Genomic DNA, 15,026 nt, shown 5'->3' with positions numbered 1-15,026 from the left:
TATTTTTAAATTTATTTTTACCACAAAAGTCACAAAAGCTTTCCTGAAAATTTATAGCTTTAATGTTTTGCGCATTTAAGTTCAAATAAGCCTTGTCTTTTCAACTCAACAAATTTCGGTAATCCTTATTTTATCTTTTCAGAATCCGAATAATAACTTCAAAAAACTTTTGTGACTTTTGTGGTTAAATTTTTAATATTATCTCGGGAACGCATTCGCCATTCCTCCATCGACATTGATGATGTTTCCTGTGGTTTTATCTAATATTGCAACACAGGCAAAAACTCCGTTTGCGATGTCTTCAGGAAGGATAATTTCGTTTAATAAATTTCTTTTTGCGTAAAATGCAGGTAATTCTTCTACAGAAATTCCGTTGGCTTTTGCGCGGCCTTCTGCCCATGAACCTTCCCAGATTTTGCTTCCAACGATAACGCCATCCGGATTTACCACATTCACACGGATTTTATCAGCTGCCAATTCTGCTGCCAATAATCTTGTCATGTGCTGTTGCGCTGCCTTTGCAGTTCCGTAGGCTACGTTGTTTGGTCCGGCAACCAATCCGTTTTTACTGGCAATGCTTACGATGTCTCCACCTAGATTTTGCTTTTTCAAAACCTCAGCACCGCTTTTCGCCATTAAGAACTGACCTTTTACCAAAACATTTTCAAGTAAATCCCAGTCTTTTGTAGTGGTGTCTTCCAAAGATTTAGAAATAGCCAAACCAGCAGAATGCACGATGATGTCTACTCCACCAAAAGCTAAAACAGCTTCTTTGAAAGCGTTTGCAATTGCCTCTTCGCTGGTCACATCACAAGTCACGGCTACTGCCTGATCTTTGCTGTATTTTGCAGTTACAGATTCTACTGCTTCCTGATTTAAATCTGTGTAAACAACGACTGCACCTTCCTGAACCATTTTGTCTGCGATGGCCTGTCCAATTCCACCACCTGCTCCGGTTACGATAGCAACCTTTCTTGATAATGGTTTTTCTTTAGGCATTCTCTGAAGCTTCGCTTCCTCCAATAACCAGTATTCGATATCGAATGCTTCCTGTCTTGGCAGAGAAGTGTATTCAGAAATTGCTTCTGCGCCACGCATTACGTTAATTGCATTCACATAAAATTCGTTGGCAACACGCGTTGTCTGCTTATCTTTTGAGAAACTGAACATTCCAACTCCCGGGTAGATGATGATCACCGGATTCGGGTCACGCATTGCAGGGCTGTTTGAATGCTTACACGTTTCGTAATAGTCTTTGTATTCCTGTCTGTACTGTTCGAAAAGTGGATTTAATTTTTCTAAAATCGCTTTAGAATCGCTTAAATCTTCATTCTTATCTAAAGTCAACACTAAAGGCTGAATCTTTGTTCTTAAGAAGTGATCCGGACAAGAAGTTCCAAGTGGAGCCAATCTTTCCAAATCATTACTGTTGATGTATTCCAAAACAACATCGCTGTCTGTGAAATGACCAACCATTCTGTTTTCAGAAGATGCTAAACCTCTCAACAAAGGCATAATCTGAGCAGCTTTGTTTTTACGTTCGTCAGCAGGAAGAGATTCTACTTTCTGTCCGCCAAAAACCTGTCCTTTTTCTTCGATTTTTTTAGCGATATACTCAGAAGCCATTTCGATTACTTCCAGACTGTTCATATAAGATTCGTAAGAAGTGTCTCCCCAAGTGAATAAACCATGGCTACCCAAAACAATTCCTCTGATTCCAGGATTATCGGCTAAACATTTTTCCAACTGTAAACCTAAGTCAAAACCGGGACGCTGCCATGGAACCCAGCCCATTGTATCTCCCCAGATTTCTTTGGTAATCGCTTCGCTGTCTTTGGCGGCAGCTACTGCAATTAATGCATCCGGGTGAAGGTGATCGATATGTTTGAATGGAAGTAAACCGTGAAGAGGCGTATCAATAGAAGGCGCTTTGCTTTCCAAATCGAAAATACAGTGGTCGAATAAACCAACCATTCTGTCTTCGTCTGCCAATCCTCCGTAAACATTTTTAAGATTTCTTAATCTTTCCGTATACAATCCGGCGATTCCTTTTCTTGTAAGTGTTCCGATGTCACCACCTGAACCTTTTACCCACATTACTTCAACTTCCTCATTAGTCAAAGGATCTTTTTCTATGGTTTTGCAACTTGTGTTACCACCACCATAATTGGTAATTCTAAGGTCTGCTCCTAATATGTTTGAACGGTATAAAAATAAAGCCACCTGGTCGTCGCCAAATGATGCTGCTTTTTCTTCATCCCATAAATAATCTACGTATTTAAATGTTTTTACGTTTTCCATTTGTTTTCTTTTGTTTTTCTGAATTTTACTCAAATTTAGATTGTTTTACCCGTTACACTATCCCGCACTATACTGCAAGATGCTTTAGTTAAAGATAAATTAACGTATGATTATTCCGTTATTTGTAACAATCGTATTAAGTGTTTTATTATTAATATTTTGTGATTGAATGTTCCTTAAATTATAAACATTAAGAAAGTTGATAAGAGCAACAGGAAAACCATCAATCTTTACACTTTCTTAATGTTTAATTAAATGCTAAATATTGTATTGATTAATATCCAGGAAGCTGTGTTAAATTTGGGTTATCAATCATTGGATGACCTGCAGACTGCGCCGCAAATGGAAGCAATTCTGTTTTATTCGGTACAAAGCCGTAGAAAAGGCCATCGCCACCGCCTTCGATCCAGTTCGGATAGGTTCCACCGTTTTCAAATGATCCTGTTGGTTTGGTATAAATAATTGCACCAACCTGTAGGGTATTGAATCCGGCTGTAAATCCTACGGCTTTTCTTGCATTACCATTGAATGTACTTGTGTAAGCCTGGAACATATTTACAGGATACCACTTGTCATCTGTTGTTGATGTTTGTCCGTTTGCTGCGGCAATAGCCTTCAAAGTAGTTTGGTATGTTGCATACGCATTATTCGCATTACTTGTAGGTACTGCCTGAACCTGTGCAATCTGTGCAGGATTAGTTAGTTCGATATAAGTAACAGCCAAGAAAGGATCTCCATAAATCTGTGCATTTTTGTGAAATTTGTAAAGACGGTAGATTGGAGTTGTTGCAAATTGACCTGTACGGTTTGAAAGATTTTTCATTGCTGTTTTTGTCGCATCAATTTCGCTTGCCAACTTATTCATACGAATTAAATCTGTACGAAGCATGAACTCATCTGAAAATTCCCATTTACGCTCCTGAACAATTGCTGATTCAAATGCCTGCTGACCTGTAGGTGCTGGTAAAGCGCCAATTCCTGCACGATTTCTCACCTGCATTAATGCTGCAGTACCCGCAGCTGTAGGTCCGTTATTTAAATAATTTTGCGTTTCTGCATACATCAGTAATACGTCTGCATATCTGATGATAGGAATATTCAAATTACGTGAATCTGCAGCCTGTGGCTCCACACACCATGAAATTCTGAATTTTCCAGGCATAATACAAGAGTACGTAGTTCCCACATCAACCCAGGTATCAGTAGCAGCACCACCATTCAAGAAATAGATGCTGTAAGAAGTAGTTGCTACATCTCTACGCTTATCTGCTGCATTGAAAGACAGATAGTAACTTGGAAGTATAAACTGCAAAGCTTTACGAGAACCATAGGTACCTCCTCTGGATCCTGGATGTGCGTAGACTCCAAATGCAGAGTTGGTGTTAGGTCCGTATGAAGCGATATGCCAAAGCATTTCCTGATTAACTGCTGCAAAATTTCTTCTGTCAAAATTAAACCAAAGTGCTTCAAAACCGCTCTTACCTCCTGATGCCTGTACCAGACTGTTTGTACCGCCGTTGATTACAGAAGCCGCTGCTGCATCTGCAATCTGATATAATTGCTGAACTCTTGCATTATCCGGACGGCGGGACATTGTTCCCGGCGTTGAAGTATTAAGAGGCCAACGAAGAGAATATCCTGCAGCATACAATGCTATTCTGGCTAAAAGTGCATTGGTAGACTGCTTATTTAATCTTTCCGGAGTACCGTTAGAAGTTGGCATATTAACAATAGATTCTTGTATATCGCTGATTACTCTATCGTAAATATCGTCACGAGAAGAACGCTTAGGATAAAGCGTACTTGGATCGTTGGGATCTGCTTCTTCCAGAGGAATCCAAATAGCCGGTACATCACCGTAAACCCTGATTAAATTATAATAACAAAAAGCACGAATGGCTTTTGCCTCTGCCAACAATGCTTCACGTTTTGGGCTGGCTGGCATATCCGGTAATCTGTCGATTGCGATGTTGGTTCTTTCTATAACCGCATACATTGCCGCGTAAATTCCCGTAATTGTGTTAGGCGTTTTTGAGTCGTACTGGTAATTACAGATATTGTATTTGGAATTATTGGTAGATCCATCTTCCGCCGAATGCGTCACTGTGTCACCGGCTCCTAACTGGTAAAACATTTCCGTAGGCACAAGACCTCTGTATAAACCCTGAACAAAAGCATCTGCTGTTTCTATATTATTAAAAACAGATTCTGTATCAGATGAATTATAAGCAGGCTGATCTAGAAATTCATCACTACAAGAATTTACACCCAAACCTGCAATAAGTATTGTAGGAACAATGATCAGTTTTTTTATTAAATTATGTTTGTTAAATATATTTTTCATGATTGAAACAATTAAATATTAAAAAGTAAGATTGATCCCCAATACATAGCTTCTGGATCTCGGGAACGAAGAATTATCATATCCAGGTGTTACTGTAACACCACTTGCTGCTGACACCTCCGGATCAAAACCAGAATATCCTGTAATTGTTGCCAAGTTATTCACTGTAGCATAAATACGCGCATTTGATAATCTCACCGTGTTTAAGAATTCTTTCGGAAATGAATACCCTAAAGTTACCATAGAAACCCTTAAATACGAACCATCTTCTACATAATATGATGAAGGGTAAGTAATGTAACTGGAATTTGTATTTCCTAAACTCCAAAGCCTGTCGCTTTCATTAGGGTTAAGTTCTTTTAATCTTACTAAACTTGTTGCAGCCTGACCTGTATTTGGATCTACCACATGGTAATAGTTATCACCGAATTCTGAAGGAACGTTCTGATATAATGCATACGGACTCAAACTGTGCTTAGTCGCATTATAAATATCACCTCCCACACTGAATTTTAAAAAGACTGCTAAATCAAATCCTTTGTAAGAAAAGTTATTACTTATACCACCGATAAAATCAGGAGTACCGTTTCCTATTTTTACCATTTTTCTGGTAAACTGATCTCCTGCGTCATTATCTGCAGCAAATTTAATATCTCCGGGTCTAGGTGTTCCGGAAGCTGGTTTTACAACTCCTGGCTTTAAGGTTAATGTTCCGTTTGCTGCCTGAGTAAAGTCATCAGTCGTATAAATTCCCTGATAAACATAACCGTACATGTCTCCCAATTCTTCTCCAACAGTGGCATAATACGTTACCATCCCTGCTCTGTTGCTACCTACACTGAAGTTTCTGAAAGTTCTTCCGTCATCAAGAGACAATACCTTAGATTTATTAAAACCAATATTTGCATCTGTAGACCATCTGAAGTTTTCAGATTTCAGGTTAATCGTGTTTAACGTATATTCCATACCTCGGTTCACCATAGAACCGATATTTATAAACTTACTTCTATATCCAGTAGATGCGGGAAGTAAAGTTTCCAACAGCATACCATTTACATTATTGTTATACCATTCGGAAGTTAATTTAATTCTGTTGTTAAATAATGCAAGATCAACTCCGATATTTGTAGATCTCATTGACTCCCACTCTACACCACGGTTTCCTAAAACAGAACTTGTTACTAAAGCTAGGTTACCAATCGTATTATTTGTTGGATAGTCCGTTCCTACCACATTGGTTCTGAATACATTATTTGGAATATTATTATTACCAACCACACCGTATTCTCCTCTTAACTTTAGATCATTAATATAATTGTCAATTTTAGAATTTTTCCAAAAGCCTTCTTCAGAAACACGCCAAGCTACAGCTGCCGATGGGAACATTCCCCAAAGATTATCTTTAAATTTGGAAGAACCATCATAACGTAAAGTACCCGTCAATAAATAACGGTTATCGTAGTTATAATTTACACGTCCGAAGTACGAAAGTAAGCTGAAAGAAGATCTGTCTGCATCTTTATCTGCAACAGTAGCATTAGTAATATCATCCAAACCATAATTTAGGATAGTAGGAAATCTTATCAATCTCATACTGTTGCTTTCATTTTCCTGGTAAACGATTTCATTACCGATTAAACCAGTAAATTTATGTTTTTCACCAACAGTTTTATTATAGGTCAATGTATTGGTGATTTGATATCTGTAAGATTCAGAATTACCAATACTTCCGTTGATTCCTGTATTCACAGGATCTGTAAGAAATGCACGGGAATTTTTATCTGAGAATGAGGTAGACTTACTGTTTGTCCAGTTATATGATCCTGCTGTTCTGAAAGTAAAATTCTTCAATAAATCAAATTCTAAACCTACATTCGCTAAAAATGTTCGGGCACGTCTGTTTGAAGTAGATGCTGCAGTTTCGATATATGGATTTTCGGTATCAAAAGAAGAATCTAAACTTGAATAATCTGCAAAAGTCTGTGTATTAAACAACTGATCCTGACTAAATAATGTTCCTCCGGTAATAGGCTGTAAAAGAATCTTTTTCATTCCCGAATATGCTCCTCCTCCGTTTGTAGAATTGGAAGTGAACATTGAACTGAAATCTAAACGTATGCCTTTATACAATTCAGAATTTATATTTGCACGTAATGAATTTCTAGTTTCGCTGAAATTTTGTAATAAACCCTCCTGCTTATTATAATTATAACTTACAAAAACCTGCGTTTTATCGGTACCTGCAGAAACGTTTACGTTATGGTTTTGCGTAAGTCCTGTTCCGCCAAGCATTTTTTCCTGCCAGTCTAATGCTGGCGCTGAACCGTAACGGTTACTGATTCTGTTAAAAGCACCTGTATAAAACCCTGGTGAATCGATTCCCAAGCTATTGTCAAAAACATTACTCCACTGTGTAGTTTTTCCCTGTAACTGAGCAAGTTCATATTGATATTTCACATACTGTTCAGCATTTGAAATCATATCCAATTTCTTAGACAGCATGTCAAACGCCATGAAAGAATTGTACTGAACGGTCACTCTTCCTTTCTTACCCGTTTTGGTTTTAATAACAATAATACCGTTGGAACCACGCGAACCATAGATTGCAATGGCAGAAGCTCCTTTAAGGACATCAATACTTTCAATGTCATTAGGGTTAATAATATTTAATGCATTATCAAACTGAAATCCATCAACAATGTATAAAGGTTCAGTACCTTGAGTAATAGATGCTCCACCACGAATGGTAACGTTAGCACCTGCTCCTGGAGCACCACCGGCCGTCACAATATTTAATCCGGCAGCCCTACCTTGTAAAGCCTGTAGTGCATTCATCGATGGCGTTGCAGCCAAGTCTTTCGCAGATACTGATGATACAGATCCGGTAAGGTCAGACTTTCTTACTTTACCGTAACCGATAACTACAACCTCTTCGATCTCTTTAGTATCTACTTTTGCAGTATCGCTTGTCACTTGCTGTCCGAACATAAAACCAGACGCAAGCAAAAAGAGCGGTGCGATGAGTGGCTTTAGATTCCTCTGTTTAATTATTTGAGACATATATTAATTTTTATTTACATTACTTAATTCTGTCACCAAAGTACATTGTTACAAAACTTCTCGCATCCTGCAATATCCTGCCTTACATAATTCTTAATTTTACTTAAATATTTATAAATATTTGATATAAAATTTAAATGCATTAGTGATTCAATGACAGAAAATAGAATAAAATTTGAAATTCGTAAATATTTATTTGTTATAAAAATTTAGATTCACTTAAAAAATTACTACTGAAAAGTAAATTATTAGCAAAAAAAAAGACACTGATCTTTATCAGTGCCTTACAAAAATGAACTATATAAAATTTAATATTCTTTATGAAAATATTTCTATCTGATTGAATTTCCATATCCGACAATCAATATCGAAATAAACAGCACAAACATTCCCAATGAAATTGTAGTGATTGTCTTTTTAGATACGCCTTTCCATTCCTTAATAATTACGCCCCAAAGATTCGCAATTAAAATAATGAATGCCATGTGCAAAATCCATGAACTTGGGCCATTCCCCATTTTGCTTTCTCCCATTCCGTAAAAGAAGAACTGTAAAAACCACATCGTTCCTGCCAACGCACAGAAAATGATATTTTTTACAACAGGAACGCTCTTTTTGGTATAATCTGAATATGATTTATTTTTAAATGAAAGATAAAGACAACCGATCAGATTCGACAACATACCGCCCCAAAGAACAACAACATACGTTACATTATTTTGAAAAAGAAACTCTCCCTGATTTGGATTTGCCAATTTCCATGCTTCATTGGCAACATTCGCCATTGGTTTTCCAGCCTCCAGGCCGAAATTAAAACAGGCACTTAAAACTCCCGAAATGATTGCTACGATCAATCCTAAACCAAATTTGTATTCCGTTTTCACTTCCATTCCGTGAGGATCGATGGCATCGGTCTGAAGTTCTTTATCTTTCATCACACCAGCTTTTCCGCTGATGATAATTCCTACAACGCAAACCAAAAGTCCTAAAAGTACCATTTTTCCCCAATCGCTGGAAAACATTAAACCGATATTGTCTTTTCCTGCTTCAGGATTAAATTCATAATAAATGGAAGGCAAAAGTGAACCGATTACCATCGTAAGCCCTAACATGATGCTGCTTCCCAAAGCCACTCCCAAGTAACGAACGCCCAAACCATACATAAAACCACCAATTCCCCAAAGTGCCCCAAACAGAAATGTGAATCCTAAGATAGATGAACCTGCATTTTTAATGATTTCCCAAAAATCAGGAATCGTAAGAAAGGCAGCCAACGGCGGAACGATGATCCATGAGAATGTTCCTCCGATCAACCAAAAAGTTTCCCATTGCCATCCTTTTACTTTTTTGTAAGGCATATAAAAACTGCCCGAAGCAAAGCCTCCCAAAAAATGAAATAAAACTCCTAATAATGCATTCATAATTTTTCTGATTGATTGAATTTGAAAATTAGCAAGATGTAACCGATTGCGCGTCTTGTAGTGTCATGTATGATGATTTTGAAAAATAATAAAATTCACACGATTTACAAATTTTGGCTTAAGTTGTTATTTTAATGAAAGTTATCTATAATATTTTATTCTTTAAACTTTTAAAATTTGCCCTAGATATTGTGACATTCTGGAATTTAGATTAAAACTGAAAATTAATCAGAGCTCTTTTTATTGTTTAGAGTAAAAATCCATTTCAAAAATATGTTTGACTTCCAATTAATTTTTCATCCAAAAAACAAAAAACCTAACGGGTTTTGAAAACCCGTTAGGTTTGATCTATGGATGTTTGATTTTTGATGATGGTGATTTCGTGTTAAAAAGATTAGTGTTTTATTTTTAAAGACAGTTTTAGGGGAAAGTTTAAAGCACGTTTGCAACATACAATCTACTTTAGGGGAAAGTTCATTACACGGGTGCGACAAGGTTTCCCCCTTATGAGAAAGTTTATTCAATGCGTGCGATTAGGTTTCTCATGATGAGAAAATGTGAAGCACATGTGTACTGAACTTTCTCATAAAAAAACCCTCAAGGTTTTAGAAACCTTGAAGGTTTGAGCAGACTTATATTTTAAAGATCTGCAAAATCACCTTGATCTGCGGGAGCTAAAATCTATTTCAATTTATAAACCTCACTTCCAGCAAGTAAAAAACATCCCAATCCGTAATCTTCAAAATCAGGAACTTTATCTACTGCTAATGGTTGACCATCTTTCGGCTCTTTTCCGGTTCCCTGAACCCACCCTAAAAATCCGTTAGGCTGGACAGAATCTTTGACCATCGCGTTCCATGCTTTAACTAAAACAGGTAAATAAGTATCTCTGTCGATTAATCCGTTGTTCACGCCATACGCCATTCCGTACACGAAAAGTGCAGTTCCTGTTGTTTCTTTTCCACCGAAATTGTTTGGATCGTGTAAACTCACATTCCAAAAACCATCTTCCCTCTGAATCGGAAGTAACGCTGCCAACATATCTTTATAATCCTGCAGATATTCTTTATAATGAGGATCAGATCTAGGCGTGTCTTGCAGCGTTTTTGCTAACGCAGCCACCACCCAACCATTTCCACGGCTCCAGTAACAGTCTTCACCATTTGGCTCTTTGTAAGGCGGCACGAAATCTTTGTCTCTCCACCAGATTTTGTCTGCCTGATTGTACAAACCATTTCCGCCATGCTTGTATTTTGTGTAAGCATACATTTCGTAATTTCTGTCGAAATATTTTTGTTCGCCGGTAATTCTACCCAATTTAGTAAAGATTGGCATCGACATTTGAAGGGCATCAATCCACCACCAGTCATCTACTTTTTTGGTTGCAATCATGCTGTCCATCGCAGCTTTTACTTTTTTAATTCTTTCAGGATGTTTTCTTCCATCGATTTCGTAAAGGTCGAGATAGGTTTGTCCGCAAGCCTGATGATCGGCGTTTCGGGTGTATGTACCCCGTTGTAAATCCCACTTGTGATTGTTTGCCCAAGACATTGCATAATCATAATATTCTTTCTTTGGATCTACAGAATGTAACGCCATCAAACCTTCGTAGTACACCGCTCTCGTCCAGAGATTACTAGGCCAGACTTTCTTACCAACAATGTCTTTTTTGGTATCCGGCCACTTGTCCATAAAGTATTGATTCGCTCTTCTTGAAACTTCCAAAACTTCTTTTTTGTTTGGAATTTCCACTTTGCTTGCTGAAGCATTCTTCTGTACTGAACAGGAAGTCAAACCTCCGATGATCAGTGCAAAAAAAACTGTTGTTAATAGCTTTTTCATAAGTATATATTTATTTTTATTTTCTATTTAAATAATTCCTGAGTTCAGATTTCTTTAAATCCTTAATGCCTTTTGTAACCAGTTCCGCATTAAAAATTGCTCCGGCCTCATTAGTATGCGTATGGTCTTTTGGGAAGAAAGCTTTTACTTTTTCGGCTCCCATTTTTTCATATTTTTTGATGACCATTGTATTTAAATCTAAAAAATAAGCTCCGGTTTGTTGGGCAACTTCTTGTGACCAAATGCCGTACTGGTCTTTGTCGATTTTACCTTTCTCGTTAAATTTATTTCTCGGAATTGGCGAAACTATAATGGGAATTGCCCCTTTCGATTTCGCCTCATTCGCATATTTTCTCATGTAATGACCGTAAGTATAAACCGTTTCGTCCACTTTAAGGATTGGGTTGTAGATATCTTTGGACTCATCTCCAATTCCTTTAATTGTTCCTCTAGCTCTCAGTGTATCTGCCAGTTCGCCACCATCATTGTGACCAAACTGCATCAAAACATAATCTCCTTTTTTAATGGTTTTCATAATGGAATCCCACCGGCCCTCTGTGATAAAAGTTCTGCTGCTTCTGCCACCTTTCGCATGATTCTGAATCTCTATTTTTGTTGTATCTAAAAATAAATTCATAAAACTTCCCCATCCCCAAAGTGAGTCTGAGCCTTTACCAGAACCATTCTGTACGGTTGAATCTCCTATGATGTAAAGAACAGGTTTATCCTGAAGTTTTTGAAAAGATGCTCCGATAATTAAAATCAAAGCTAAAATTGGAAGCATGAACTTTATTTTCATAATACTTTTATTTTTTTGAACACGAAGCTCGCAGAGTTTTTATTTAAATATTCTTTTTTCATTTCACAAAACGAAGTTTAGCCGATTCCTTCAATTAATTTATTATTTGAGGCAAAGCCGCTTCGCTTACATAAGACCAATATGAAAATCTTTGATTTTCGAAACTGATGTGCTCTTTTTAAAAGTTGAATCACAAACTTCAAATTACTAATGTGTCCAAAATCTTTTGTGCCTGTTGTGGTTAAAAAACTTCTTTGTAAGGTCTATTTTTTTATAGTTACAATATTAGGTTTTGGCATTTCTTTAATCGATTCATCCAAATAATAATCGGTATGCGGAGGTTGATTGTACCCAACATTTTGCCATACAATACTCAAACGATACTGCGGATTATGCATCAAAGTGTACAGCCTGTGTTTCGTTGGAATTGTTGTAGAAAAAATTCTCAGTTCCTGATTATCGGCCGTTCTGTACATCACCTCTTCACGCCAGTCTCCGAATAAATCAGCCACCAAAGCCGGATTTTTCTTCGTCCCATTATTCGATTCGCATTGGAAATTTTTAGCATCAAAAATTAAATTAGATTTTTCTTTTTTCCAGTCCCATTTTGATACGTTTGTTCCGTCTAAAATTTCGCTTAAAAAATCCCCATCCCAATAAATCCCCATATTCGCTGGTGGATTTTTGTTGCTGATTTTTTTTCCTTTTGTATTGTAAACCCCTTTCAGTCCAGCTCCTGCAGCCCACGATTCCGAACCTTCGTAACGAGGGTCGATATTTAAAGACAAACCACGTCCAGGGCCTTGAAATTTACTGGATTCACTGTAAACAGTTGATGGCAATTTCCATAAAATTTTCCCGGTTTTGCCGTCCCTGAAATGCGCTCCTGCATCATCAAATCTTTCCTGAATATCAAATATTTCCAATCCAGGATTGGATGGGTCTAAATCTCCAACGTGCAAAGCATCGCCGTGACCGAAACCTGTGCTGTTCAACACTTTTCCGTCATCATCTACAGTCATTGCCCCGAAAACAATTTCATCTTTTCCGTCGTTATCGACATCCGCAATGCTGAGATTGTGATTTCCCTGTCCGCGGTATTTTTTATTTTCTTCCGAACTTTCGGTATTAAAAAGCCACCGCAGGCTGAGTTTTTTATCTTTATAATCCCAAGCTGCAATTGCGGTTCTGGTGTAATAACCTCTCGACATAATCACACTCGGCGTTTTGCCATCCAGATAAGCAACAGCTCCCAAAAATCTGTCGAGTCGGTTTCCTTTGGCGTCGCCCCAGGTTTCGGTCATTTCTCCGTCGGTTGGATTTAAACTGCCGGCAAATCTTGGAACTACATAATTCACGGTGTGAATTTCTGCTCCGGTTTCTCCATCAAAAACAGTCATAAATTCCGGTCCAGAGAGAATCATTCCGTTTTCGTTGACGTAATTTTTTGTCGGGTCGCCAATGAATTTCCCTTTTCCGTCTCTGCTTCCGTCAGCGGTTTTCATTACAATTTCAGCTTTTCCGTCCTGGTCTAAATCATAGACTAAAAATTGTGTATAATGCGCTCCTTCTCTGATGTTTTTGCCTAAATTGATTTCCCACAAAAGCTTCCCGTCCAATTTATAAGCCTGAATAATGGGCGGGTCAGTCTCTCCTTTCTGGCTGTTATCTTTTGACCTTCCGGTTTGATGAAGGATGATTTCATATTCACCGTCGCCATCCAAATCTGCTACTGAAGCATCATTTGGCGTATAACCTGTTGGAGTTTTTAGTGGAATTGAAAAATAAGGTTTTTGGTTGGCTACATAGTTTGCAGAATCAATATCAACTGATTTATCCTGCGTATTTGATTTGACGAAATAAGTATAATTTTTTGCTTTGTCTGCGGTTTTATCTAAAAAATTGGTTTCGTTAGAAAGTGGTTTTTCGATCAGCTTTTTGGTTGAATTATTTTCAGTTCGGTACAAATCAAAATGAGTATTCTGAGCTTCTGTACCAAGCAAACGCCAACTCACAAAAACGCCTGAATCTGAAGGTATGGCAACAATTCCGCGTTTCAGATATTCCATTTGTCTTTGTGCTGACAGGAGTTCTGAAAAAAGAATTGCGCCTAAAATAAATTTAAATTTTACATTCATAATTCTGATTTTATAAGTTTTGGCTAATGGTTGCCATTTTCCAAAGATTCCTTTAATTGATTTCGCCCTTTCAGGGCTGTGTGAAATCTTCCTTTAATCTATCATTGGGCTTCACCCAATGCTTTTGATATTGCCCTTTCAGGGTTTTTCAAAATTTAAAAGCAATTTTGAACGTTGAATCATTCGCAGCCCGACTTGAACGGAGCTCTTTTTGTGAGGAGGAACGACGAGCAAAAAAGCGGGAGTGGAAGGCGGATTAAGCTGCCCAAAGAAATCTTGCTACACAACTTCAACAGATTGCACTTAAAAAAATTATTTCTTAGAAGTCTGTTTCAACAACCATTTCACCCACTCTTCAGTTCCCTGATAATTGGTGAAATCTGCGGGTAACTTTTTGCCGTCGATGTACTCGTTGTAGCACCACGGGTCGCCTAGTGCGAAAACAGTTCCTTTGCCTATTTTCGCGATGGCTGCGATGTTTTTGCCTTCCGCAGAAAGCAATTCTTTCGCCGGACTTTTCACGGAAACCGTTGCCACTTCCTTCATATATAATTTCTGCTCAGAGAAAATTTCGTTTCCGGCTGGAACCATCACTTTTCCCTGCTCAAATTCTCTTTTCTGAACGCGGTTGTAGCTATCATCATTAAAGTGAATTCCAAATTCTCCAGCCAGTTTGTTGAAATGTTCGAACTCCGAATTGCCGTTATCGTTGCTCATCAGAACCAAAACGCCTCCCTTTTTCACCCAATCAGTAAGGTTTTTGATGCTGGTCGGGTCAATCAGATTCGCCTTTCCGCCGTATGCTTCTTTGTCAATATCGGCATCGACGATGATGTAAATATTGGCGTTTTTCAAATCTTTTTTTGAAGGAGCTGTGGTCAAAGTGCTGATTTCTGCACCTTGTTTTGTGAAGATTTCGCCCAAAAGAGAAAACCCACCGTTGCTGGTGTCGTTCCACGTGTAATGCCACGATTCCAGAACTTTGGTTTCTTTATTTTCCTTTTTTTCGTTGTTGAAAAAGTTGTCTAAAACCACTTTCGGTTTCTGCTGAGCATTGGAAAAACTGAAGGTCAGCAAAGTTCCTAATGCGAATGTTTTTATGATATTTTTAGTCATAATTA

The 15,026-nt window shown here is 37.8% G+C and carries 8 protein-coding genes; all 8 read right to left on the bottom strand.

The features are described from left to right. Positions 1-198 precede the first annotated feature (198 nt). The gene (locus tag OMO38_RS09700) at positions 199-2,301 is read right to left on the bottom strand and encodes a bifunctional aldolase/short-chain dehydrogenase (protein WP_264749983.1); all 2,103 of its coding nucleotides are present in this window, start codon (positions 2,299-2,301) and stop codon (positions 199-201) included. Positions 2,302-2,575: 274 nt separating this feature from the next. After that, positions 2,576-4,645, bottom strand: a complete 2,070-nt coding sequence (locus OMO38_RS09695; RefSeq protein WP_264749982.1) for a RagB/SusD family nutrient uptake outer membrane protein — start codon at positions 4,643-4,645, stop codon at positions 2,576-2,578. An 18-nt stretch (positions 4,646-4,663) separates the two neighbouring features. After that, positions 4,664-7,705: a SusC/RagA family TonB-linked outer membrane protein gene (locus tag OMO38_RS09690; RefSeq protein ID WP_264749981.1), complete on the bottom strand. Its 3,042-nt coding sequence runs from the start codon at positions 7,703-7,705 to the stop codon at positions 4,664-4,666. Positions 7,706-8,037: 332 nt separating this feature from the next. Further along, a complete protein-coding gene (gene rhaT, locus OMO38_RS09685) occupies positions 8,038-9,126 on the bottom strand; it encodes an L-rhamnose/proton symporter RhaT (RefSeq protein ID WP_264749980.1) in 1,089 nt (362 codons plus the stop codon). A 681-nt stretch (positions 9,127-9,807) separates the two neighbouring features. Continuing rightward, positions 9,808-10,968 (bottom strand): glycoside hydrolase family 88/105 protein, encoded by a 1,161-nt coding sequence (locus OMO38_RS09680; RefSeq protein WP_264749979.1) that lies wholly within the window; start codon positions 10,966-10,968, stop codon positions 9,808-9,810. A 16-nt stretch (positions 10,969-10,984) separates the two neighbouring features. After that, positions 10,985-11,767, bottom strand: coding sequence for a rhamnogalacturonan acetylesterase (locus tag OMO38_RS09675; RefSeq protein ID WP_264749978.1), 783 nt, complete (start codon positions 11,765-11,767; stop codon positions 10,985-10,987). A 263-nt stretch (positions 11,768-12,030) separates the two neighbouring features. Further along, positions 12,031-13,905 carry a rhamnogalacturonan lyase gene (locus tag OMO38_RS09670; protein ID WP_264749977.1) on the bottom strand — a complete coding sequence of 625 codons (1,875 nt, stop codon included), beginning with the start codon at positions 13,903-13,905 and terminating at the stop codon, positions 12,031-12,033. Between the two features lie 312 nt (positions 13,906-14,217). Next, positions 14,218-15,021 (bottom strand): DUF4350 domain-containing protein, encoded by an 804-nt coding sequence (locus OMO38_RS09665; protein ID WP_264749976.1) that lies wholly within the window; start codon positions 15,019-15,021, stop codon positions 14,218-14,220. Positions 15,022-15,026 lie beyond the last annotated feature (5 nt).

The sequence above is a fragment of the Chryseobacterium kimseyorum genome (assembly GCF_025971945.1).
GTDB classification, from domain to species: domain Bacteria; phylum Bacteroidota; class Bacteroidia; order Flavobacteriales; family Weeksellaceae; genus Chryseobacterium; species Chryseobacterium kimseyorum.
Note: the sequence above shows the minus strand (reverse complement) of the source record. Positions and strands in the feature narration are given on the sequence as shown.